The organism is Pedobacter sp. UBA4863 (assembly GCF_002399615.1).
Taxonomy (GTDB): Bacteria; Bacteroidota; Bacteroidia; order Sphingobacteriales; family Sphingobacteriaceae; genus Pedobacter.
In genome coordinates this window covers 16,980-43,566 of record NZ_DHDZ01000015.1, presented here as the reverse complement: position 1 = coordinate 43,566, position 26,587 = coordinate 16,980, and the positions used below count along the sequence as shown (strand labels likewise).

Here is a 26,587-nt window from a genome sequence, read left to right as displayed (position 1 = left end):
TACAAGAGGTTTATTTTTATCAAACTCGGATGAAATTTGGGTAGAACATAAATAATATACCTGTTTAATCTGTATTTACTCTGTGTTTGATTTTAGTTTGATTTTTTTTAATTGAAAATCTGAGTTCGATTATTAAATACGCTAAAACAAGCCGTTAGCCTTTTTAAAACAGGTTCTTAATCACTACTAACTCATGTGTAATTAATTTATAATGATGGGCCAAAAAACATTTTATTAACTTTAAGCCATGAACCCAGAACTGTTAAAAGAGCTCGTAACGATGAGAATGCCATACGGTAAATATAAAGGTTGGTTACTATGCGACCTACCCGAATTTTACCTAGTTTGGTATCATAGTAAAGGATTTCCGACAGGAAAAATGGGGATGTTACTGGCCACGCTGTACGAGATTAAGCTAAATGGCTTGGAGTATTTGTTGCAGCCGCTGAAAAAAAGGTAAAAATTTGTCTGGCTGAGCTTGTCGAAGCCCTTTTGTAAGAACATTTCAACAAGCTCAATGCGACAAGTTTCTATCAGAATTTCAAGTTCAAGCTTAATAAGAAGTTACGTGTAGCTTGTGGATAGAAATATTCATATCTACCAAAATAACCATTTGACAAATAAGCACCACTACCACCATTTGCTTCGTAACGCACATTAAAAACATTATTTACCAAGAAATTTAAGCCCACATTTTTAATTCCCAATGCTTTTACATTATAGGTTAAACGTATATCGTTAATAAAAAATGCATCTAATACTCTTTCTTTCGATGAGGTGTTATCTAAATTTTGCTCACCAACATATTTACTAATTAAAGCAATACCTGCATTTTTAAAGGTGTAAGCAAATTCGTTTGAGGCTATAAAACGTGGCGAACAAGCAATGTTCGTGTTATTATAATCGAAAGTTAGCAAATCTCCAATAATGGTATCATCATAAACGTATTCGGTAAAGTTTTTAATCTTGCTTTGACTTAAAGTTGCTGTTGCTGTCCAAGAAAAGCTCTTCACAATTTGCCATTTAGCATCTAATTCTAAGCCAATACGATAACTATCTGGTACATTTTGGCGTGTTTGGCCACCAACTTCGTTTAACTTACCTGTATTAATTAACTGATTTTTGTACAACATGGCAAAACCATTGGCACCAACATTAAAGTTAGATTGCTGTGTACGGTAACCAAACTCTATATCTGTTAAATTTTCGTGCTTAGGTCTGGTACTTACGTTAGAGTCTGTAAAATCTCTACGATTAGGCTCTTTATTACCCACTGCTACCGAAGCATACACATTACTTCTGTTGGTTAGGTGATAAGTTAAACCAAATTTTGGATTAAAAAACTCTAAACGAGCATTTTGTTGACCCGGGTTTGCATTAGCATCTAAGCCAAAGTATGAGTAGAAAATATTACGATACTGCAAATCGGCATAGATATTTAATTGATCTAACTGATAATTCACCCTTCCAAAAACATTAAAATCGCTTTTAAAAGCATCGTTATCATCATATCTGTGGCGCATAGAGCCAGCACCATCGTAATGGGCAAATTGTGCCCAAATTACTTCGTCGAAATGTTTGCCTTCGTAACGGTTATAGGCTCCACCTAAAGTAAAGTTTAAATTACTTGCAGGTGTGTATGCCAAAGAATACGTTGTACCGTAAAAATCATTATCTAACCATAAACGACGTACCAAATCAGATTTGGTGATGGTTGTACCGCCCATCACTACAGGATCAATGTTATAATCGGCAAGGGTCCTGTTTTCTTTAAATTCTTCGTAATATCCTCTACCATAAGTATAATGCAAAGCAGCATTGGCCACCAATTGCTTACTTAAATTACGGGTATAAAACAATTGATAATGATCTTGCTGGTAGTTATCCGTCTGGTTATCATAAGTAAAATCATTATGACGACGGTTAGTTTTCAGCATATCTCTATCTATACCGTTCCAAGCCTGATAGGTCTTTTCTGTACCGCTAAACACATTGAGGCGTAAAATATCATTTTTACCATAATAAGCTCCCGTTACAAAAAACGATTTCAAATCTGAAGAAGCTCTATCCACATAACCATCAGATTTAATACGCGACAGACGAGCATCGAAACTAAACTTGTTGTTGATTAATCCTGTACCAGCGCTTACTGTGTTTCTCCATGTTTCGAAAGAACCGTAAGTATTGTTTAGCTCGGCATAAGCAGAATCACGTCTAGTGGTAGTTTGAATGTTTAAACTTGCGCCAAAAGCACCCGCACCATTGGTAGATGTACCTACACCACGCTGAATTTGGATATTATCTACTGATGAGGTTAAATCTGGCAAATTAACAAAGAAACTGCCCTGACTTTCGGCATCGTTCAAGGGAATACCGTTTAAAGTTACGTTAATACGCGTGGCATCGCTACCTCTAATACGAATACCGGTATATCCCACTCCTGCTCCGGCATCAGAAGTAACCACCACAGAGGGTGTTTGGTTTAGCAAATAAGGTAAATCTTGCCCTTGGTTGGTTTTGTCTAAATCGGCTTTGCTTAAGTTCTTGTAAGTAAAAGCAGCATTTTTGGCTACCCTAGTAGCGCTTACTACCACCTCATCGGCAACGAAAGACAGCTGTTGCAAGGTAAAATTGGCTATAGTATTGGCACCAAGCGTTACTTTTTTCTCTTGTGTAGCAAAGCCCAAATAACTTACTACCACCGTGTAATTACCGGCAGGCAAATTACTAAACTCGTAAACACCGTTAGTGTTTGTTCCAGAGGTAAATCCCTGTGTTTTTAATTTCACACTTGCACCAGAAAGTGCATTTCCACTTGTTTCGGTAACCATTCCCGAAATCTTGAACTGTGCAACCGCCAAAAACGGACACAGTAATGCAGTTAAAACTGCAAATCTTAATTTTTTCAACTTATTGTTGTTTTTTAGTTAAACCCATCGGTTGTAGGGGTTACGCCCGATCTTAGTTAAACTTCATAAACCATCCCTACGCCAGCATTACCTGGATCAGGTGCATTTAAGTTTAAAGTTGGAGGTTTAAAGTTTGAAGTCTGATTTTGCCAAACTTTACACTTTTCACTTTTTCACTTAAAATGGGTATGATCTCAGCCTTTATTTGTGTTTTATGCAAAACAAGGCACCCCTTATTGATGCTGCAAAGGTATTATTCTTTTTTGAAAACCCAAACTGAATATGCTTTTATGAAAACAGTTTGTACGTTATTGGTTTGTACTGCCTTAAAATTTCAAATAGTAGAATACATTCACATAGCAGTCACTTTCTAGAAACTTACAACTTTTTTGATGCACAGCAAAACAACTAGTTACTAATCATCTAAAATAGCTTTTGTGTTAAAGGCTAAACTTTTATGGCTGTTTTGTTGTTCATTTTATATACCTACCTTTTTTAAAACTACAAAAACAATGAAAATAGCTTATATCAGCACTTCACTTCCTAACGAATGCGGCATTGCCACCTTTAATGACAACTTGTTTATGGCAATAAATCAGCATAAAAACGTGGCTAAAGATAGCTTTATAATTGCCTTGAGCAATGCTGAAGACTTAGACACTTACACTTACCCCAGCAATGTTAAATACATTATTAGGCAAAACAATCAGAAAGACTACCTAAAAGCAGCCGATTATATTAATGCAAGCCAAGTAGATGCCTGTGTAATACAACACGAATTTGGTATTTATGGTGGCGAAAGTGGCTTACACCTGCTTACCTTATTGGCCAGAATAGATAAGCCCATAATCACTATTTTACATACGGTATTAAAGCAGCCCACCTACATACAACAAACCATTATACAACAAATTGCCAAACGTTCTTTCAATATTGTAGTGATGAGCCAAAAAGCTATCGGATTTTTGACTAGCATTTATGAAGTTCCTAAGGAAAAGATCAGATACATTGAACATGGAGTGCCAGATTTAGAACCTGCCAAAGATAATCCTATAAAAAAAGTTTATCCTTTTAAAGACAGGAAAGTACTGCTTACTTTTGGTTTAATTAGCAGAGGCAAGGGGCTAGAAACCGTTGTAGAAGCTTTGCCAGAAATAGCAAAACACCATGCGAACGTATGCTATGTGGTATTGGGCAATACACATCCAGGGGTAGTAAAAAGCACAGGCGAAGAATATCGCGATAGCTTAAAAAAATTGGCTAAAGAGCTAAACGTAGGAGACCATTTGATATTTGTAAATAAGTTTGTGGACGAGCAGGAATTGCATCATTACCTATCGGCTGCAAGTATTTACATTACTCCCTATTTAAACGAAGCACAAATTACCAGCGGCACCTTATCTTATGCTATTGGTGCGGGTGCAGCGGTAATTTCTACCCCTTATTGGCACGCCCAAGAACTGTTAGCTCAAAAGCGTGGTCTATTATTCGATTTTAAAGACCACCAGCAATTGGCACAATTAACTATCGAATTATTTAATGAGCCCCAAAAGTTAAAAGAACTAAAATGCAAGGCCTACCAATATGGTTTATCATTACGTTGGCCCAGTATTGGCAAAAAATATATTGATGTGTTAGAGAACGCAATATTGGCTAAAGAAAAGGCCAATTTAGAAAACAGAAATATTATTGATGTAGATAGTATTCCAACTTTTAATTTAAGCCATATTCGTCGCTTAACAGACGATACAGGAATTGTACAGCATGCAAAATACGGTATTCCGAATTTAAAAGAAGGTTATTGTTTGGATGATAATGCCAGGGCCCTGATTATGGCCTTAATGGCATTTGAGCAACATAAAAGCAAAGAAGCTTTAGATTTATTACCGATTTATCTTAGTTATATCCAATATATGCAAAAGGAAGATGGGAATTTTCGCAACTTCTTAAGCTTTAACAGAAACTACCTAGATGAAGTGGGTTCTGAAGATTCTTTTGGCAGAACCATTTGGGCCTTGGGTTACCTCGTCAATTTCGCCCCAAACAACTCTTATAAAGAATTTGCTACCGAACTTTTTCTTAAATCGGTACCACACTTTATGCAATTATCGCATTTAAGAGGCATTGCAAATACCATAATTGGCATTAGTCATTATTTAAAAGCCAAACCTCATGATAATAGCATTGCTTACCAACTTAACCAATTGGCCCTACCCTTGGTTAATGCTTACCAAAAAAACAAAGAAAACCATTGGCATTGGTTTGAGCAGCAACTAACTTATGATAACGCCATATTGCCTTTGGCGCTACTTTGCCATTACGAAATTAGTGGAGACCAACTGTCGTTAAATATTGCTTTAGAAGCACTTACTTTTTTAACCCATAAAACTTTAACTTTTGGGTTTTTAAACCCAATTGGCAATGATGGTTGGCTAGAGAAAAACCATACAATGGCACTTTACGACCAACAAGCCATAGAAACCATGGCAATGGTGCTAGTTTATTTTAAAGCTTATGAAATAACCAAGAACGAAAAATACATGCACCACCTGTACCAGAGTTTTTTATGGTTTTTAGGCGAAAACAGCTTAAATCTGCCACTTTATGACCACGAAACTAAGGGTTGTGCTGATGGCCTACAACCACACGGAGTAAACAGAAACCAAGGAGCAGAAAGTACTTTGGCTTACCTCATCTCGCATTTGGTGGTATTTAAAGCATTAGAAATCGAATATCGCTATTTGACAGACCATAATAAATTACACGTCGATATTTTAGAAAATTAATGAAGCATCTCCATTTTATAAAACCAACTCGTTCATTAGTTTATGGAAAGTTTCTTGTGCATTTATACAAAATCCCGGATGAACTTTTGAACATTGCACCACCGTACTTCTTGTTGCCGTTAGCCACCTAAAGCGACTAGCCATATCTAATTCGCCTATTGGCCCTGCCGTTTTTCCGCCTTTACATATATTTACAATAGCGCTTAAGTTTTCTGCAACTACTTCTATTTCTAAATCGCAGCACAGTGCTTTTAATTTAGCCGGCACCAGATGATAATTGGCATTAAGGTATTTTAATTTCTTGCAGTACATTATAACACCCACATTAATAAACTCTTCGCGTTCTACCCTAGGCATTACCCGAATTACCGCATATTCAAATAAGTGTCTGTCTTGCATTTTCGGCTTCGTTAACAAAAACTGAAGAATTTTCAATTCGAGTATTTAAGAAATAGGCATAGGCTTTACGCTGTGCCTCGGCGGTTTCAAAGCTACGTTCATCTAACCATTCGTCGGGTATTAAAGCTAGAATTTCGCTAATGAGCTGTGGTGTTAAAATAGCTTTTAATTCGGCGTCAACCTTCGCTATCTCCGTTGCTTGAGCTAATAAAACATGGTCTTTTACCAAGGTAAACGGCCGTTTTGCCTGTTCTTCCCAATTTTGCCACGAGTGGTGAAAATACAAAGACGCCCCGTGATCTATTAACCAAAGTTCTTTATGCCAATACAACATATTGGTATTTCTGGCGGTACGATCCATGTTGGTTAACAAACTATCCATCCAAACAATTTTAGAGGCCAAAGTGGCATCTATTTTTGTTACTGTCGAATCGTAAGTTATTGCGCCCGAAAGATAATGCAATGCTAAATTTAAACCTACGCTGGCTTTCAAAAGATCTTGTATTTCTTCATCGGGTTCTGTTCTGCCAAAAGCTTCATCTAAGTTGGCAAATACCAGTTCGGGCATGTTAATACCTAAGGCACGGGCAATTTCGCCGCCAATAATTTCAGAAATTAAGGCTTTATGTCCCTGTCCTGCCCCCTTAAATTTAAGCACATATAAAAAACCATCGTCTGCCTCGGCAATTGCGGGCATAGAACCGCCTTCTCGTAAGGGCGTAACATAACGAATAACGTTAACAGTTCTTAGTGCTAGTTCATTTTTTATTGCAGCTGCCATATAGGGCAAATATAACTTAAATTTGTACCGTGTAAGAGGAATACTTTCATTGCGAAGATTTTTCACAACTTATTGAGGTTATAACATAAGATTTGTAAAGAAAGGTTTTATATAAAAAGAGGGTACCTTTTCAGACACCCTCCTTAATTATAAGAAAACTAAAAAATACCCTAACTATTAAAAAAACGCTATAAAGTAATTGGGTCATTAAATTTGTGAGGGCACCAAACTTTATAGGTGGGATTCATAATACTTTTATTAAAATTTAACCACCTATTAATTTACTGTTTTATAACACGATGTGTTTCTACTTGCGAATTTCCATTCAGTATCCTAATTAAATATAGCGAAGGTGGCAAATCTTCAAGATTGATTACATGTGTGGTTGCGCCTTTTTTTACTTTTTCTTTCTTCATCATCATACCATTTGTATTAATCACCTCTATTCCAATAGCATTTTGAGATGCGAATAAAACTTGCACTTTACCAGATGTGGCGGGATTTGGATACAATTTAGCAGTATGTTGTGTCGTTAACCTAAACTCTACTACTCTAACACCATAATCAGTTACCTTTCCATCAAGATCTATTTGTTTTAAGCGATAATAATTTAAACCGGGCTGTGGTTTCTGATCTAATAAATAGTAGTCAGACCTTTCAGAATAAGTACCCTTGCCTGCTAAGGTAGCCAATGTAGAAAAATCATTACCGTTAAAGCTACGTTCTATAAGAAAATAAGCATTATTTAATTCACTCTGTGTACCCCAGTCTAAACGAATATGGTTTAATTTAGCTTTTGCAGTAAAACTAGTTAGCACAATTGGTAATGGTTCTATCCCTTGATTTTCAAAAGCGCCAATATCAATAGTGCCATTGTTATATCTTCTCGGATTTCCTGCCAAGTCCAAATTCACAGACGGCAAATACCCATCATCTCCATGATCAATAGCTGGACTTGTTAAGCTCAACATTAAAAAATTACTTGCTGTAGATGAAATATTAGCAAATACTGGATTTACTCCTACCATTACGCCGTTCACACCATTAGTTCCAAATTGCTGGGTAATGGAAGAAAATAGATTAAGTGTGGCTAACGCACCTTTGTGAATATCAAGAGCAGCAGCATCGTTAGAGGTATTTGCATAAAAAATACAGTTTGCCACAGTTGCCTGAGTTGCCGTAGCAGAAAACAGTCCTAAAGCTCCTCCTCCAAAAACCGCGTGGTTCTCATAAAAAGTACAATTTTTAATGGTGGGCTTTGCTCCATTAGAAACATAAATACCTCCACCTCCAAGTGTTGCATTACTTGCGGAATTTTTATAAAACAGACTATTTTCTATAATATTTGTTGTAGCAGTACCAAGTAGAAAAATACCTCCGCCAGCAGCGGTTGCAATATTTTCATAGAAGCGATTATTTTGTACAATAGAACTTATACTAGCATTAAGGTACATACCTCCACCACTAGCACCGGATGTATTCTTTTTAAAATTGTTATCCTCTATTGTAATGGTTACACCTGTGATGTATGTACCGCCGCCACTGCCGTTAGAGACATTTTCACTGAAAGAATTGTCCTTTAGCGTAACAGTAGCACCCGCAATGTATGCACCTCCACCATTTCCTGTAGCAGTTGCATTAGCCAAATTTAATTTAAACGAATTATTTTCAACAGTTGCATTAACATTACTGTTGATGAATAGTCCGCCACCATCTCTGGCTGTGTTACCAGTGAACGAACTGTTTATAAGCTGTATTTCTGTTGTTAGGTCAGTTGTTACTCCCTGCACAAAGATAGCCCCACCACTTATAGCATGGTTATTTGTAAAGTTTACAAAGTTTAAAACCGCATTATTTCTATTGTGGATATAAATTGCTCCTGCACCGGCAGTAGCTGCGTTAGCTACATTTCCAGAAAAATTTACACGTAGCAAATTGAGTTCATTCCTGTTGGTAGCAACGCCTGTTGAATATACTGCTCCTCCATGCGTAGCAGTATTTTCTGAAAATGTTACATCCGTGAATGAAGCGGTTGAATAGCTACTTAAATTAATAGCGCCAGCCGTACCAGTACTTATGTTTTTTGAAAGTAATGAATTTTGTTGAATTGTAACTGTAGCCACACTATCTACGGTACCAAAAGAAAATATACCCGCTCCAGTTGCAGATTTATTATTAGAAATTTCAGAATTATTAAATGTAGGTTGACTAGAACGTACATATATTCCTCCAGCACTTAACGAACTCTCATTATTATATATTTTTACATTATTCAATACCAGTGCGCTACCTCTAAAATACATTCCCCCTCCTGCTGTACGGGGAATGGTCTGTCCATCAACAAAAACACTACCTGTTCCGTATGCATAGCCCCCTGTTATAGATACTCCGTCCAAAAGTGTATTAGAATCATTATTTACAGAAATTACCACGTGGTAAGCATTATCGGTAACATCATTAGGCGTACCTAAATCTCCACTTAAAATAGTGATATTGCCTGCAGTTCTCTGAGTTAGCAAAGTTTCGTCGCCAAAAAAACCACCATATATTTTAACACCACTTTTTAGCACAAAACTAACATCTCTGGCAACAAGTGAACCTGTTGATGTAGCCATTCCTCCAGTTAAAGAATTTGGTTTGTATGTACCGAAAGCTACCCATATTTCATCGTTATATGTAGCGTTATCAATAATGCTTTGTAGATTGGCAGATGCATTATTCCAATCGGTGCCGGAGCCATTTCCTGTTGCCACCTGCTTTACGTAAAAACGGGCTGCAAAAACATTTATTCCTCCAAAATAAAATGCAATAAAAACTACTAAGAACGTAAAGGTTTTTTTCATAATTGTTGGGTTTATTAGGTTAAAAATTGAAGAAGTATTAAAAAGATTATCAGTTTTTTTTCAGTCTCAGTTTTGATTAAAAGCAACAAGTAAAACACACTTAACCAAATCATTATCTTACAGTTAAAACAAAAGCAACTTACCAAAGGTAAACCCCTTTAACACAATAGTATTCTTGAAAATTGTTCTAATCATATCAAATATTGTGAAGGATGGTCATAATGATATCACTTAGAACTAACACTAAAAAACTTATAAAATGCAATGCACAAAAAAGGCCGCTTCGATAATTGAAACGGCCAAAAACTGGTGAGTAATGATTACTCACGCACCCACTTTAACACAATAATTAAAATGAGGTTGAATATGCTAATTGACTATTTATTTTTCACGAAAGCAATGCCTAATGCTCTTGGCATGCTTACCTGTAAATCTCCCCTGGTTGTATCGAAATCAAACATTACCATAAGGCCATTATCTAAACCAGAAAAACCAACGATGTTTCCATCTTTATAAGATGGTCTGAGATAAATGTATTTGTAACCATTTCTGGTATATCTTAAAGAGTTTTTATATACTGTAAGGGTAATTTTTGTATCAGCGTCTGCACTGTAATATAATCCTGTGAGCTTGTTAAGCAATGTTGAATCTGGAGTTAGGGTTTCCACTTTTTTATAGGTAACCAATGCTTCCTCATCGGGCAATAGCAAATTATTTCCTTGAAATTGATACTTATCATCACCCGTTACTAAGGTATTCTTATTCAATGCTTTTAATTCGCCACCATTTTTAACCCTAAGCTTCCCATCTACAATAACTAGCTCTACAGTACGTACACCGAGCGTATTTTTATACAGACCTACTTTTTGCTGTACTTCTTGTGGAGATAGTTTTACATACTTAAGTTTTGTACTATCTGTTTTTAATGGCTTTACTCCACTGTATATCTCCAAAAGCTGATCTGCTACTTTAGGAATAATCAGTTCTCTGGTATTACTTAAAAAGGTTACAGACAAGTCTATATCAGGATAATAAGAAGTAATAGCCCTATAACCTGCCAATAAACCTCCATGCGTTATCAGTTTTGAACCTGGCTTGCTATAAAAATGAACTCCGCCCAAAGCATAACTAGTTTCTGTTCCGTTCGTCAAGACATAATGTTGTAAACGTAGTTTTGCTAACGTAGGGCCAAACTTACCGTCTTTCCACCATGCAATCCATTTCTGCAAATCTTCGGTAGTGGTAAGTAAGCCTGCCGCTCCGTTGGTATTATCTAAAGGCATTTGCGTAATAAAATTACCTTTTACCCCCATGTAACTTTTTGCTCTATTTTTTATTACTTTTCTATAATCTGTACGCCAAGTAGAATTAGTCATACCAAGAGGTTTTAACATTGTTCTGGTAGAAAAATCAATAAACTTTTCTCCCGATACCCTTTCTACTAAAAGTGCCAACAAATCGTAATTAGAATTACTATAAGAATATTTTGTGCCGCTTGGAAAATTTAATCCTTTTTGCCTAAAAATAACATTAAGTGCATCTCCATCACCATATACAAAACTCTGATTAACCAAATCGGTAACGTAGCCAACATTTCTCCAATCTCTTAAACCACTTGTATGGGTAAGCAATTGGGCTATGGTGATAGGCTTGCCATAATCTGGTAATTCTGGAATATATTTACGGATATCGTCTTCAATTTTAATTTTACCCTGTTCTACCAACATCAATACAGCTGTAGCCGTGAATTGTTTAGACACAGAAGCTGCTTCAAAGACACTATTTTCTTTTAGTTTTACGCCTAATTCCAAATCTGCCAAACCAAAAGCTTTTTGATATACCAAACTACCTTTATGTATTACATGAACAACAGCACCCGGCACTGTATCATCGTATTTTTTTAATGCACTATCTATATAAGCTTTGGCCCTACTGTCCAGATTTTGTTGTGCATAAATAGGAGTTATTAAAACAGTTAACGAAAATATAATTAGATTTTTTCTTATCATGATCATTGATTTACTTCAGATTTATTTTTAGATATTGCGAAACGATAAACAACAATGCACAGCAATAAAAATATCGCTGCTGCAATCAGGTCTCCTAAAGGCCCCATTCCCTCACCAATCTTCATATTGAGTTTATCAGCAAGTGATACACCCGGGGTACCAGAATTTGTTCCGACAAGAATAGCTACAATAATTCCGGTAAGTGCGCCACCGGCAATTAGCCCAGAACTAAACAATGTTCCTGCCCCCGCTTCCGATTCTGCTTCGGTTTTTGGTTGTTTACGTTCTGCAATTTTTCTCACCATACCACCTACAAAAATAGCCGACGTGGTAGATAAAGGCAGATAAGTACCTAAAGCAAAAAGTAATGCATTTACGCCGCACAATTCCATAATAGCCGAAATACCCATGCCTGCAATTACCAGCCCCCATGGCAAGTCTTTACTTAAAAGACCTTTAATTACGGTAGCCATTAAAACCGATTGAGGGCCAGGTAGTGGATTTGGATGCGCTTCGGTAACTACTGCAATACCTACGTTTTTTTGCAATAATAGAATAGTAAAACCAACAGTTACTACAGCCACAACAACGCCAATAATTAATCCGATTTGTTGTTTAAATGGCGTAGCTCCTACTAAATATCCTGTCTTTAAGTCTTGCGAAGTTGCACCTGCATTTGCTGCTGCAATACATACAATGGAACCTACTACCAGCACTATTGGTTGATAATAATCACCAGTCCAGCCCATGCCTATAAAAATTAAGCAAGTTGCCATTAAGGTAGCTATGGTCATTCCAGAAACGGGATTGGCTGAAGAGCCTATTAAGCCTACAATACGGGATGAGACGGTTACAAAGAAGAAACCGAAAACTACAATCATCAAAGCAGACAGCAGATTTGTAGGTATATTAGGTATAACCACCATAAATGCTACCAGACCAATACTACCCAGTACTACCCAAATCAATGGAATTTCTTTCTCGGTACGTAATATCTCGCCATCCCCTTTAGTTTTTTTTCTTAAATCTTTAACGGCATCACCAAAGGCGCTTACGATAGTTGGTAACGATTTGATGAGAGTAATTAAACCACCAAATGCTACCGCTCCAGCTCCAATGTACCTGATATACCTGTTCCATATTTCATCGGCACTCATTTGTGCTATTAATTTAGTCTTTTCTGGTAAAAATGGTACACTTAATTGATCGCCAAGCATCGTAATCATTGGAATTAGAACAATCCATGAAAACAAACCACCACCCAACATCACACTACCTACCTTTGGCCCAATGATATAACCCACGCCCAATAATTCAGGCCCTACTTCAGTTTTAATGGTGGCATTAGGCAGCACAGAGGTTTTAGAAAAGATATATGAGGGTACTTCTTTCCAAAACCCCAGGATTGACATTAATAGTTTATATAATATCGCGATACCTAAGCCATAATAAACTTTTTGAGCTAAGTTCCCGCCTTTTTCCCCTGCAATTAGCACATCGGCACACGCAGTACCTTCTGGATAGGGCAAATTTTTATGCTCTTTTACTATTAGTGATCTGCGTAAAGGAACCATGAACAAAATTCCCAACATACCGCCTGTAAAGGCCAGTACAAAAATCTGGAAATATTTAAAGTAGTCTTCTCCGCCAGGCAAAAATAATAGTGCAGGAATAGTAGTAATTACCCCAGCTGCTACAGATTCGCCTGCAGAACCAACGGTTTGTACCATATTTGACTCCAAGATAGTGGCTTTGCCCAATTTCTTAAAGATGGATATTGCCAAAACCGAAATAGGAATAGATGCACTTACGGTCAATCCTATTTTCAAACCTAAATAACAAGATACCGCCCCAAAGATAACACTAAATATTGCCCCCATAATGATGGCTCTAAGCGTAAATTCGGGGATGAAGTCTTTAGCAGATATATAGGGTTTAAATTCTTTTTCTTTGATGGACATCTTACTTTTTATCTGATTTAAGCGGCTTTAACAATAAATTATGGAAATCATAACTAGGATCGGTAACCGGAGAAATGGCTTTCATCTTGGCCTGTTCTATACTGCCATCTGGATTTAGCGAAAAAGTGATAAAGGCATCTGCTTTTAATTCTCTGTTTTTCCAACGTACCACAAAGGTATCGTACTGCCAATGCTCCAAAACACCTTCCATTCCTTTACTGTGCGTAAAATTAATCAGTAAGCGGTCCGCATCTTCCTTAATGCTAATGTTACCATACCAAGCATCCTTGTAATTATTTGCATAGGCAACTAATGGCAAAGAAGGTTTAGAATTAGCATTTCTGGCAGTAGAGGTACTTTGATCTGCTTTTTTAACGTTTAAAAGTTGTGTTTCCTGCATTTTTTTATAACCAGCAACCCAATCGAACGTTGGCGCTTTAATAAAATGATCTACTACATGATTAATGATAGCAGAAATTGCCCCTCCTTCTTCTTGATTGGTTAAAATCGTAATTCCGAGTTTTCTGCCGGGTATCATAAATACCCTAGAAACAAATCCATCTAACTTTCCACCGTGAACCACCGCTCGTTCTGATCTATAATTATAGGTATAAAAGCCCAAAGCATAGAGCTGATATTCCATTTGCGCTGGCTTTATTTCTGCCGCTAAGTTTACCACCGGCATGGGTGTAACCCCTCTCCAAAGCATAGTTGCCGTTGATGGTTTAAATAAACGTGACCTATTTTCTAACCTGCCCGAATCGAGTTGTGTAATCATCCACCTAGACATATCAACCGAGTTAGATGCAATACCACCTGCCGGATTGGTAATATCGCCAATGCCAGCTTCAGAAAAATTAGTTACTTCTTTTACTATTCCATCAAATCGGGCATGAGAAGCCGAAGTATTATTTTTAGTTTTAAAAAGCGATGCTCTGGTAATGCTGCTTGCCATGCCCACTTTATCCAATATTCGTTGCTTAACAAAGTCTTCCCACGATAAGCCAGATACTTTTTCGATTACCTCTCCTGCTAAAAGATAAAAAATATTATCGTAGGCGTAGCTGTTTCTAAAGCTATTAACTAATGGCAGGTATTGTATTTTACTTACAATTTCTGCCCTTGTATAATTAGAGGGAGGAAATTGTAATAAATCCCCCGCATAAGCTCCTATTCCACTTCTGTGTACCAATAAATCTTTAATGGTCAATTGGCTGGTAATATAAGGATCGCCCATTTTAAAAGTTGGTATATAATTTATTACAGGAGCATCCCAAGCAATTTTACCTTCTTCTACCAATAAAGCTAATGCTGTTGCCGTAAAAGCTTTTGAATTAGAAGCAATAGGAAATAAAGTTTGTTCATTAACACGATCTTGGTGTCCCATTTTCTTTATACCATATCCTTTGGTTAACAAAGGTTTTCCATCTTTTACAATGGCAATGCTCATTCCTGGAACTTCGAAAGTTTCAAGTACTCTTTGAACATATCTGTCAAAGTCTTTAGGCAACTGTTCGTTTCCTTTTTGCGCATAAAGATCAGATGTCAAGACTAAAATCAGCACCGTTAAGGGTGCCAGCATCCTCTTTTTTAGTATATTCTTCATTTTTATATTTCGTTAGCTTTTAAGACCCTCAATAAGTTTTCACCTAATATTTTCTTAATATCTTTTTTGGTGTATCCCCTTTTCATTAGTTCTTCGGTTATTAACGGATAATCCCTTACATCGTCCAAACCTAATGCAAAAGATTCTGCTCCATCAAAATCTCCACCAATACAGATATGATCTATCCCAGCCAAACGTACCATCCTATCAACGTGGTCAATCATCATGGCAATTGGAGGTCTAATTGAGTTCACTTCAGTTTGGGATATTTTCTGAAATAATGCCCTAGCGATATAACCTTTACTGCTATATTGCTTTGCAAGCTCGGCTACCATTTCTGGATATTTGGCCATTAATCCATCTATTTTTTTATGATAAGCACTATCTATAAAACCAGAATAGAAATTGATACCGATAACGCCACCGTTTTTAGCAATAGCTTTAATTTGTTCATCTTTTAAGTTTCTGGGATGTGGCGCTATTTCGTGGCAATTGCTATGGGAAACAATAACTGGTTTTTTTGTAATAGCCAACACATCGTAAAATGTTTGCTCGCCAACGTGAGAAAGGTCTGGAATAATGCCATAGTTGTTTAACCTTTTCACAATTTCCTTTCCTCTGTTGGTCAGCCCTTTTTGTATTAGGTTTGGATTATTGGTTTCGTCGGCAGCAGAAGTGGCCCACTCTGTACTGTTATTCCAAGTTAGGGTGAGGTATTTGATACCACGCTTCGCAAACTCATCTAAATAATCGAGATTATTTTCTATCATATGACCACCTTCGACCCCCATTAAAGCAGCAATTTTACCAGAATTAATGATTTTTCTAATGTGCGTTACATTCGTCGCTAGCGCTATTTTATCTGCATTTCTATCAGCAATATGCTTCAAAGAATCCATCATAGCAATAGCAAAAGGGTATGCCTTGCCTTTCCCATAGGTTTCATTGCAGAAAATAGAAAAAATCTGAAGATTGACACCTCCTTCTTTTAACCGAACCAAATCGGTATTACCACGATTTGTTTTTTCAGAAATATCGAAACCTTTCATGGTTTGCGCCCATATCACATCATTATGAGCATCGGCCACTATACTTTTATAATGTAGCTTTTTATAGGGTTGTGCATATAAATTATTCAATACACTACTCAGCATTCCCACTAGCATTAGTTTTAGTAGTATTTTCATGGATAAAACAGATCTTTAGTTGGCCAAGGAGTACTTGCATTATTTACTGCTGGCCATATCAGTTTATCTAAATCGGTGTTTAAGTTTCCAGAAGCACTGGTATTAATGAGAATTGCCCAGCTAAAGCCAGTTGTGGTTTTTACCATCCAAGCTCTTGTACCCGTTAAAGTACCACCGTGGTACCAATTTCCGTTATTGCTTACCAAAAATCCGCAGGCATAGTTACCGCTGTTGGCAGTTTTGGCCGACATGATGTTCAACGTTTGTGGTGTTAATATATCTGACACAGTATCAAAACCATCAACCCTTACCAAAAAGCGCATCAAATCTATCGGGCTGGCAATCCAACCACCTACACCGCCCAAACGGGTAATGGCATTGGCATGATATCCATAAGGATTTGCGGTACCTATACCATAATATTTTACTTCATTCGGCTTTCTACCTGATAAGGCCGAAGTACCAATCTGCATGTTTTTTATCCCGGCAGGTTTAAAAATGTTTTCTCTCACATATTGTTCGTAAGGTTTTCCCGATATTTTTTCGATAATTCTGCAGAGAATGCTGAAACCTACATTCGAGTAGTCTAAAACTGCTCCTGGCTGATTGATCAAAGGAACGCTGTTCAACACCCAACTGATATGGTCATCGGCATTAAGTTCAGGGCTTGAAAACATGGGATCATTTGAAGAATTACCCCAACCTCCAGCTGTATGGTGCAACAAATCATTTACCGTTATATTTGTAATATTTGGCCCATAAGGTTGCGTGCCATAAGTGTTCCCCAAAATGGCACCTGTACCAAATACTTTATCGTTTACTGTGAAATTACCTTCTTGAACCAACTTCATAATTGCAGTCGAAGTAATCCATTTACTTAAGCTTGCAATACGGAATAAGCTACTGGTATCTACATTTGTAAGCGTCTCTTTATCAGCTAAGCCATATCCTTTGGCATATACCAATTTTCCACCTTTAACAATGGCTATAGAAACCCCTGGAAGTTGATATTTTGCCACAAAGTTATTCATATCATCATCTACCTGAGGTAGAGAAATACCTTGACCAGGGGGATTTACCGGAGGATTAACAACTGGTGGTAGAGGAGCTGGACTATCTTTCTTACATGCGAACAAGCAAGAAACTAAAATAACCAATAAGAAGGTCTTTAAATTTACTCTCATAATTTTTCTTTATATAAAATCAATCTTAATCTCTAAAGGTATTACACCATAGAGACTAAGATTTTACAAGTTATCAATTCTGATTATTAAATATTATCCAAATATTAAGCTCTAATAATCAAATATTACCTGTGTGATTTTATTTACTAACTAACTTATTATTGTACCCATCCAGGATTTTGTTTAATATTTGGATTTGCTGTTATTTCTGCGAAAGGAATAGGATATACGAATTTTTCGTTCGGATATGTAAATGTTACTGGCGGCGTTGGCAAGGTTGGCGCAGTAGGGCTTAAATTTGTTTCTGAAACCCAATGGTCAACATTTTTCTTTCTTCTGGTAAGATCAAAGAAACGGTTACCTTCAAAGGCCAATTCTTTTCTTCTTTCTAAAAGGATACGCTCCACCAAATCGTCGCCAGTTAGACCTGCTAAAGCCAAAGCAGCTGCATCTGCACGTTGTGCTATCATATTAAGATCAGATAATGCACCTGCATTTTTAGTAGCGTCTGCTCTGCCTAGTTCTGCTCTAGCTTCTGCCCTAATTAAATAAACTTCTGATAAGCGCAATACTTTCAAATTATCGTCTCTAGTTGATGTTCCTTTAGGATATTTCTTAACAAAATATGCCGGGTTTTCGAAAGTTACACTTCTTACACCAACTTGAATTAATGACCTACGAACATCTGAAGCAGTATATTTCGAATAAAGGTCTTGAGTTGCCAAGCCTTCTCCATAACCTGCTTGTTCGTAAAAATAACCTATAGAATTTGCCGCAAGGTTATCGGTAGTTAAAGTACCTACTTCAAATAACGATTCGACTGAAAATTTGTTAGCCCAACTGGTTACATACGCTGTTCTAGCCAATAAGGTATAGGGGCCAGCTATAGCATCTGTTGCATACTTTTCGGCGTTTTCCCAATCTTCCATGTAAAGATAAACCTTAGCTAACAAGCCATTTGCCGCCGTAGGTGTAAATTTAGCTGGCTTTTGCGCAGTAGTCATTAAGGTAAGCGACTTCTTCAAATCTGAAACGATTTGGTCATACACTTCGGCAACTGTAGACCTAGCAGGCTTAATTAACTCGTCTTTACGTTCTAACACCAATGGAACACCCAAATGTGAAGCATTTGCAGTAAAATTATAAGGCTGTGCAAACAATCTCACTAAATCGAAATAAGCCAAGGCCCGCAGGGCATACATCTCACCAATCACCTGGTTATGAGCTGCTAAAACTGGTAATTTTTCTCCCTCTGTAATGGTAATATTTGCATTAACAATAGTACGGTACATTGCCGCCCAAGCACTAACACCCACACCGCTTTCGCGGGTAATGGCCAGAAGGTTTTCTTCCTGATATCGACCACCGTTAGATCTGCTTACAAATGCGTTATCACCAAATAACTCGGGTATAACCAAAAACGATCTGCCGTAATAATTTACATCTTTTAGTTGTGCATAAGCACCATTACCTGCCGTAGTTAATGTTGCCAAATCTTTAATGGTACCATTTAAGGGTAATGATTGTGGATTTTTCAAATCCAAAAAACTGTCTTTACAGGCACCTAAACTAAGCGCCAATGTAACCAGTAGAATATTTATATGTTTGATTGATGATTTCATGAATCCAAAATTTAACAGATGAATTAAAATGTAATATTTAAACCTAGTAATAGCTGGCGGGCGATAGGTAGATTTTGATCTAACTGGCCACCAATGAATACTTCTGGATCATTTCTAAGTCTGTCATCCTTAGTGTAAGTAAGTAGGTTGTTACCTCTAAGATAAACCTGTGCGTTGTTTAAATACTTCTTGTTAATTGGAAGCTCGTACGATAGCGTAATATCTCTCAATCTCACATAAGTACCATCGTACAAGAAACGTGAAGAGTGCTGACCAGAAAGTCCTGTTTGCGAACCTCTAAAAACCATTTTCGGCGATGTTGCATTATCTCCAGGTTTTTGCCAACGGTTATCATAATCTACCCTGGCAATAGCTCCGTAATCAGTAATACCACTACTAGCATCATTTGATGTAAACGTACCCCAACTATCGTAGATTTTACCGCCTACGTTAAAGTAAAGCATAAACGACAGGGAAATTTTCTTATAATCAAATGTATTGGTTAAACCTCCAAAAAATTTAGGTAATGCACTACCTTGCGCAAAAGAACCTGCAGAATTATAAGTATTAGTGGTTGCAGTTTTTGTTTCGTCGGTGTACCATAAACCTTCACCATTGGCTGGATTTACGCCTGCCCATCCCGGCATGTAGAATTCGTAAAAATCACCACCTTTATTTCTTACATATCTGCCCGAAATAATTTGGTCGGTGCCACTCAGCTCAATAATTCTATTCTTAATTGTTGAGATATTGAAATTAGTTTTCCAATTAAAACCTGCTGGACTTGAAGATTTAATATTGTGCGAATTTATCGCGAACTCTAAACCTGTGTTTCTAAATGAACCTATATTTTGATCTTGAGAGCCCAATCCGTTAGTATATGATATTGGAGCGTTCATCAATAATTTTCCAGTTACACGATTGAAATAATCTAAAGTAAAAGTTAAACGTTGGTTAAACATTGCAACATCTACACCAACATCAAAAGGTTTATTGGTTTCCCAAGTTAAGTTATCATTTTGAATTTGAGCTAGTACATAAGCCGGACTACCGTTGTAAACTGCTCCAGTAGAATAAATACCTGGCACGGCATACCATTCTGCATGTTGGTTACCATTAATACCATAACTGCTTCTCAGCTTAAACTCATCAACAAACTTTACATTTGCCATAAAGTCTTCTTTATGCATGTTCCAAGCCAAGCCTACCGAACCGAACTTACCATAACGTACATTTTTTCCAAATCGAGATGAACCGTCAGTTCTTCCTGTTAAGTTTAAAAAATACTTTTGCTTATAGTTAAAACTGGTATTAAGAAAATAGGAAGCCAAAGTAGATTCGCCACTGCTGCTCCATGCTACAAATGGTGTAGAAGTACTTGATAAATTATACAGATATTGCCCAGCAAAATTCTGTCCTTGCGTACTCACAAATTTTCTGGTAATCTTTTGAGCCTCTTGACCTAAAGTAGCTTCTAAACCAAAATCGTTTAGCTGTTTACGATATTTCAATAAGTTAGTGATGTTCCAGTTTACGTAAGTAGAGGTATAGTGCATGCCCCTACCGTTTACAGATGCACCGTCTACCCAAAGTGGGCTCCAGTATTTATAGTCATCTGCATAGCTTACATCAATACCTACTTTACTTTCTGCAGAAAAACCGTCAAAAAACTTGTATTCTGCACTAGCATCACCCAATAAAGCATATATTCTAGTATCGTTAACGTTCTCTAAGCGTTGCAATTCGGGATTATATAAAGTACTACCATAAGTACCATCTGCATTATAAGGTGCTACCCAAGGTACCAATCTATTTAATGACCTTACCGGATTTGCACCTGTACCAGAACCTACTATCGTGCTAAGTTTTTGAAAATTTGGTGCAAAACCTAAGTTAAGACTTAGCTTGTCTGTAGCCTGGTTTTTTAACCTAAGTCTGGCTGTAATTTTCTCGTAGTTTTGACCTTTGGTAACCGCATCTTGTTTATAATAACCTCCTGATGCGAAGAAGCTAGTTTTTTCTGTTCCACCAGCGGCACTAACATTATACTGTGCATATTTACCAGTTTGTGTAATTACATCTAACCAATCGGTATTTATATCTGGTTTTAAACCTTGGGTTAGCAAATAGTTATAGGCAGCTGTTGGATCGTTAATGCCCGCTAGCGCTCCAGTGGTATTATTAATTACACCTTCTATCAATAGCTCTGTCATTTCAGAAGTATTTAAAGGCCTATTTCTATCCTTATCTGTAATTTGATTAAGACCTTGTTGTACAGATGCATTTATTTTAGTCTTACCTGCAGCACCACTTTTAGTGGTAATTAAAATTACGCCATTAGCCGCTCTAGAACCATATATAGAAGTTGCCGAAGCATCTTTTAACACGGTTACATTTTCAATATCGTTACTGTTGATACCAGCTAAGGTATTAGAAGTTTGTGCCAACACCGTTGTTGCACCATCTACTACTGGTACACCATCTACAACATATAATGGAGAACTACCAGCACTATAAGAACCAATACCTCTGATCCTTACATTCAAACCTCCACCTGGTTGGCCAGAACCTTGACTTGACTGCAAACCAGCTACATTACCCTGTAAACTTTCTTGAAAAGAAGCCCTAGGTTTACCTTCTAAATCTTTAGCTCGTAATGTAGTTGCCGAACCAGTGAAAGAAGCTTTTGTTTGACTACCATATGGCACCGAAACAACTACTTCAGATAGAGAAGAAATATCTTCTTCTAACTTTACAGTTAAAGATGATGATGCTTTAACCTCTTTAGTAACGTAACCAATATATGAAAGTACCAAGGTAGCATTTGCATCAACAGTAATTAAAAAATTACCATTATTGTCTGTTTGTGTAGCATTAGACTTATTTTTCTCCTTAATTCCAACACCTGGTAAAGGAATATTTTCTTTGCTGCTGACCACTTTCCCCTTAACAGTAATCTGTTGCGCATAAGCATTGGTGCCCATAAGAAGAATCAGTAAGGACCAAATTACTGGCTTAAGAAATTTCCTACTGCATTTACAGTAGTCTCGAATTGGATAAAAGTTTAACATTAGTTGTAAATTGTTTAGTTATGATTGCTAGATAATAGGTTGTTTTTTTATTAAACTGTGGTTAACAATTTGTTAAACCAAAATTAAGTGCTGCTACTGCGAAGTTGCCATGTATATTGTTCGGTTAATATCAAAAATTGTCAAGGTGAATAAAGATTTATAAAATTCGAGTGTTCCATAAAAATTAAACCACCCAGTTTTCGCATCTTTTCAAATACAATGGATCCACATCGGCACCTATACCAGGCGTATCTAGAACATCCACAAAAAAGCCATTATAGTTGGCACCACCAATCACAGGATTTTCAAGATGTCCCACCAAACAGGTATCCAAATCAAAAAACATCACAGTAGATGCTGCATACGCTAAATGTACTTTGGCGGCCAAGGCCAATCTCGTTTCTAACATTCCTCCTATCATACATTTCATACCTACCTCTTCGGCCACTTTGTTAATTTTTAGTGCTTCGTTTATACCTCCAGATTTGGCCAATTTGATATTTAAATAATCGGTAGCATTAGTATTAATTAATCTAATGGCATCATGATGGTTATAAATGCTCTCGTCAGCCATGATTTTTATCGACGACTTTGAAATTAATGAAGGTAATAGATGATCGTCCCAAGAGCGCATGGGTTGCTCACAAAACTGTAAATCTAAATCAGCCATTTCATTTAAAACAAAAACAGCTTCATCAAAACTATAACCTTGGTTGGCATCTATCTTGATTTTAATGTTTTCACCTACTGCAGATCTAATTTTCTGCATTCTCAGCACATCTTGTTTAGGATTTTTACCTAGTTTTACTTTCAGCATTGTAGCACCATTGGCAATATATTGCGCTGCTTTGTCCGTCATTTTTTCTGGAGTATCAATACCAATAGTAATATCTGTTTCGATCTGTTTTTTCTCTGCACCTAAAAATTGATACAAAGGCATATTTTCTGCTTTTGCGGCAATGTCATACAAGGCCATATCAAATGCACTCTTGATGGTGCTGTTTCCAGCTATAGCACTGTTTAAGATGGCTAAGTTGCCGTCAATATCTAAAGCATTCTTTCCTTTCAGAAGTTTAGCAAAATCTTTAGCAACTACTATACAAGTGTCTTGTGTTTCTCCTGTTATTACTGGAAAAGGAGAACATTCTCCCCAACCGTATATACCTGTTTCAGTATTTATTTTAATAAGTACGTTTGGAGCTACAGTCATGGTGCCAGTAGCAATAGCAAAGGGTTCCATTTTAATACTGAACCTAAAAATTTCGATATTGGTGATAATCATGTTTAAGGATTAAATTTTTACGATTAAGGGAATAGGTAATATCGAGTTTCATTCCAATACACTGCCTATTGAAATGAAACCATGATAACTTTAATGGCTTAAAAATTAATTTTTATATTAGTAAGAAATAGATTAAACCAATACATTACTGTGTTTTGCAGCATTACGATAAATTGCGGCCTCTAACTGAGCCGTATAGATTGCTGTAATGTCTAAGGATGCTGCACTGATTTGCTTTGGCACAAAACTATGGTCTGTTTGCCCGGGAATGGTATTAATTTCTAGAAAGAAAAAACGACCACTATGTTCCTCAATAAAAAAATCTACCCTTACAATTCCAAAACAATTTAGGCGTTGGTAGATTTTCTTCACCACATTTTCCATTAAGTCAATTTCTGACAGACTTAAACGGCCAGGAGTAAGTTCTTTCAATTTATTATTGAAATATTTTGTTTCGAAATCAAATAAATCTCCTTCTATCACAATTTCGGTAGCGGGTAATACCTTTATATCGCTACCGTCTTTATATATACCTACCGAAAATTCCCGTCCAACAATCATTTCTTCTATGAGTACTTCATCACATTCCAAGAATGCCTTATCTAGCGCAGTATCCAATTCATTATAATTATTGATTTTACTAATACCAATGCTACTGCCTCCGTTATTGGTTTTTACAATAAGAGGAAAAGCCAGCCCCAATTCAGTTTCGTTAGAGAAGCTGATCTTATTTTTATATAGCTGAAGTTCTTTTGCCAGATATAGGTTTTCAATATCGGAAACAATCTTTTTTGTAAAGCTTTTGTTCATGGTAAGTGCTGAGCTCAATTGGTCACAACTCGTATAAGGGATATTCAACATTTCCAAATAACCCTGAAGTTTCCCATCTTCACCTGGAGAACCATGAAGAACAATAAAAGCTACGTCAAATAATATTTTTGTACCGTAAAGTGTTAGTGAAAAGTCATTGAGATCTATTTTAAAAGTCTCATCCTTTTCATTATCTCGATATATCCAACCTTTTTTAGTAAGAGAGATAATATATGTGTCATATTTTTCTTTATCAATCTTTTGATAAACATTTTTGGCACTCTTTAAGGATATTTCCAACTCGCCAGTATAACCTCCAGTAACAAGTGCTACTTTTTTCTTCATCAATAACAGGGTAAAAGTTAATAATTAACAATTATTCAAACATAGCTCAGTATTAGCTCATAATTGCGTTACTGATTAGTCTGTTGTTATCAAAAATTAACTAATTAAAATTGAAGCTAGGCATAAAGCCGGTGGTCCCGAATATCCATTAAACTTTCTCGTTTTTGAAACTCTTCCTTATACTCTGTTGGAGTTATGCCCATTGCCTTTTTAAATACTCTATTAAAAGTAATGATACTACTAAAACCAGTGCGATAGGCAATTGCTGAAATACAATCATACTTACCTGACAGTATTTTCTTGCAGGCTTCACCAACCCTGTACTCATTTAAGAAATTAAGATAAGTTTTTCGGGTATATTTTTTAAAATATTTACAGAAGGCATGTGGTGTCATACAGGCATGAGACGCAATAACCTTTAAAGTAATGTTATTATGGTAATGTTCAATAGTGTATTTGTAGATACTTTCTAAACGATCTGTGCCATCAAAAGAATAATTATACAGTCCTGTAGAAAGAGGTTTCCAGCCTGAGATTAATACCAGTTGTTTAAAAAAATTCAAGGTTTCCATTAACCTATCTAAACCTGATAATTCTTCTATTTTTCTAATGGATTTAATTGCTGTATCTGTATGTTCTTTTGGAATTCTAAAACCATAGTCAGCATTTTCTAGAAATTTCTTAATTTGCTGCATTTCTGGTATAGAAAATAAATCTGCTAGATTACCTCGATGGTTTAAGTAAACATTAACGGCCTTAGTATTTTCTTGTTCCGAATCTGCAGACTTAAACATATGAGGCTGATTTTCTCCTATTATATACACCTCACCTGCTTCAAACTGTGTAATATTATTTCCAATAATTAAAGTTCCGTGTCCTTTATATATGTAAGCAATCTGTAGCTCTTTATGGCAGTGCAAATAATCTACAAATGTTATATCTTGTACAATTATAGATTGCTCATCGGCATCAGACATTGTTATTTGATTCAAAACTTTCATAACGATAACTTTAATATATAAGTGGCAAAAATTAAGTTTTATAGCATGTAAACCTTAACTCCAAACTACTTAAATTATCCAAACACCTTTAAAAACATGACAATTTTTGATTATTAACGACTAATCAAGTATAGTTTAGACATGAATTGAGATTAAAAGGACCAATAATATGGGGTTTTCTTAAAAAGATAATAAGGTCATTGCTTCTTCTTAAGCATAATATCAAGTCCTGTATCCTGGTTCAACCACCTGCACCGTTTTACATGCAGATAAAGCTCTTGGCCACGAATGGGGAAGTCCTGCAGTATGACCTCATCGAAGAAACCATTAAAAAGAAGCTTATTGTGTTGATATTCAAACGGAACTGAGTTCAGTTCTTCAAGATAGATATGGATACCGGTCGTATCTTTTTTATGTCCAGAAAGTGCAAAATAACCTGATACACCCTCGGGATGATCATGGGAAGTAGAACTTTAAACGAATCGTGTATTTAATATAAATTTTAACGCACGAATATCTAAAATTTATCCCCGAGCCCACAACTTTAGTACATGATCCCTGATCTGGCACCAATAAAGGCACCAATACGTTTAAGTAATTTCAATCTATTTCAACCAATATTGAAAATGCTAACAAACAAAAAATGCCTTAAAACTAAATATTTTAAGGCATTTTAATTGATTTGAACCAATTTTAAGAATTGGTTCTGTGATCCCGCTGGGATTCGAACCCAGGACCACTACATTAAAAGTGTAATGCTCTACCAGCTGAGCTACGGAATCTTCCTTTCT

Annotated in this window: 17 protein-coding genes and 1 tRNA gene; 2 read left to right on the top strand and 16 right to left on the bottom strand. The window is 36.5% G+C overall.

Translation table 11 applies throughout. The features are described from left to right. Positions 1-247 precede the first annotated feature (247 nt). Positions 248-460: a DUF3820 family protein gene (locus B3I52_RS01990; protein WP_293298052.1), complete on the top strand. Its 213-nt coding sequence runs from the start codon at positions 248-250 to the stop codon at positions 458-460. A 73-nt stretch (positions 461-533) separates the two neighbouring features. Here the strand turns inward: B3I52_RS01990 and B3I52_RS01985 are convergent, their stop codons facing one another. Then, a complete protein-coding gene (locus B3I52_RS01985; protein ID WP_293298049.1) occupies positions 534-2,909 on the bottom strand; it encodes a TonB-dependent receptor in 2,376 nt (791 codons plus the stop codon). 512 nt (positions 2,910-3,421) lie between these two features. Between B3I52_RS01985 and B3I52_RS01980 the strand changes: the two genes are divergently transcribed. Beyond that, positions 3,422-5,695: a glycosyltransferase family 4 protein gene (locus B3I52_RS01980; RefSeq protein ID WP_293298047.1), complete on the top strand. Its 2,274-nt coding sequence runs from the start codon at positions 3,422-3,424 to the stop codon at positions 5,693-5,695. A gap of 15 nt (positions 5,696-5,710) precedes the next feature. Here B3I52_RS01980 and B3I52_RS01975 read toward each other — a convergent pair whose 3' ends face one another. The 15 genes from B3I52_RS01975 to B3I52_RS01910 form a co-directional block, all read right to left on the bottom strand. After that, the gene (locus B3I52_RS01975; protein ID WP_293298045.1) at positions 5,711-6,094 is read right to left on the bottom strand and encodes a DUF3037 domain-containing protein; all 384 of its coding nucleotides are present in this window, start codon (positions 6,092-6,094) and stop codon (positions 5,711-5,713) included. After that, positions 6,072-6,875 (bottom strand): HipA family kinase, encoded by an 804-nt coding sequence (locus B3I52_RS01970; RefSeq protein ID WP_293298043.1) that lies wholly within the window; start codon positions 6,873-6,875, stop codon positions 6,072-6,074. Before B3I52_RS01970 ends, B3I52_RS01975 begins: the two co-directional genes overlap by 23 nt. A 281-nt stretch (positions 6,876-7,156) precedes the next feature. Continuing rightward, positions 7,157-9,718 (bottom strand): right-handed parallel beta-helix repeat-containing protein, encoded by a 2,562-nt coding sequence (locus B3I52_RS01965; RefSeq protein ID WP_293298040.1) that lies wholly within the window; start codon positions 9,716-9,718, stop codon positions 7,157-7,159. A gap of 377 nt (positions 9,719-10,095) precedes the next feature. Beyond that, complete coding sequence (locus tag B3I52_RS01960; protein WP_293298037.1) at positions 10,096-11,727, bottom strand: serine hydrolase domain-containing protein; 1,632 nt, start codon at positions 11,725-11,727, stop codon at positions 10,096-10,098. Between the two features lie 2 nt (positions 11,728-11,729). Further along, positions 11,730-13,688, bottom strand: a complete 1,959-nt coding sequence (locus B3I52_RS01955; RefSeq protein ID WP_293298034.1) for an OPT family oligopeptide transporter — start codon at positions 13,686-13,688, stop codon at positions 11,730-11,732. Between the two features lies 1 nt (position 13,689). Next, a complete protein-coding gene (locus B3I52_RS01950; RefSeq protein WP_293298031.1) occupies positions 13,690-15,294 on the bottom strand; it encodes a serine hydrolase in 1,605 nt (534 codons plus the stop codon). Between the two features lie 2 nt (positions 15,295-15,296). Beyond that, positions 15,297-16,481, bottom strand: a complete 1,185-nt coding sequence (locus tag B3I52_RS01945) for a dipeptidase (RefSeq protein WP_293298028.1) — start codon at positions 16,479-16,481, stop codon at positions 15,297-15,299. Beyond that, a complete protein-coding gene (locus tag B3I52_RS01940) occupies positions 16,478-17,665 on the bottom strand; it encodes a serine hydrolase domain-containing protein (protein ID WP_293298026.1) in 1,188 nt (395 codons plus the stop codon). The genes B3I52_RS01945 and B3I52_RS01940 overlap by 4 nt, the downstream gene beginning before the upstream one ends. A 158-nt stretch (positions 17,666-17,823) precedes the next feature. Further along, a complete protein-coding gene (locus B3I52_RS01935) occupies positions 17,824-19,287 on the bottom strand; it encodes a RagB/SusD family nutrient uptake outer membrane protein (RefSeq protein WP_293298024.1) in 1,464 nt (487 codons plus the stop codon). A gap of 23 nt (positions 19,288-19,310) precedes the next feature. Continuing rightward, positions 19,311-22,271, bottom strand: a complete 2,961-nt coding sequence (locus B3I52_RS01930) for a SusC/RagA family TonB-linked outer membrane protein (RefSeq protein WP_293298021.1) — start codon at positions 22,269-22,271, stop codon at positions 19,311-19,313. A gap of 271 nt (positions 22,272-22,542) precedes the next feature. Next, positions 22,543-23,640: a mandelate racemase/muconate lactonizing enzyme family protein gene (locus tag B3I52_RS01925; protein WP_293298019.1), complete on the bottom strand. Its 1,098-nt coding sequence runs from the start codon at positions 23,638-23,640 to the stop codon at positions 22,543-22,545. Between the two features lie 132 nt (positions 23,641-23,772). Next, positions 23,773-24,795: a D-alanine--D-alanine ligase family protein gene (locus B3I52_RS01920; protein ID WP_293298017.1), complete on the bottom strand. Its 1,023-nt coding sequence runs from the start codon at positions 24,793-24,795 to the stop codon at positions 23,773-23,775. Positions 24,796-24,911: 116 nt separating this feature from the next. Next, positions 24,912-25,796, bottom strand: a complete 885-nt coding sequence (locus tag B3I52_RS01915; RefSeq protein WP_293298015.1) for an AraC family transcriptional regulator — start codon at positions 25,794-25,796, stop codon at positions 24,912-24,914. 197 nt (positions 25,797-25,993) lie between these two features. Further along, on the bottom strand, positions 25,994-26,191 hold the full coding sequence (locus tag B3I52_RS15940) for an ISAon1 family transposase N-terminal region protein (RefSeq protein WP_422662124.1): 198 nt from the start codon (positions 26,189-26,191) through the stop codon (positions 25,994-25,996). 314 nt (positions 26,192-26,505) lie between these two features. Beyond that, positions 26,506-26,578: transfer RNA gene (locus B3I52_RS01910), tRNA-Lys, on the bottom strand. Positions 26,579-26,587 lie beyond the last annotated feature (9 nt).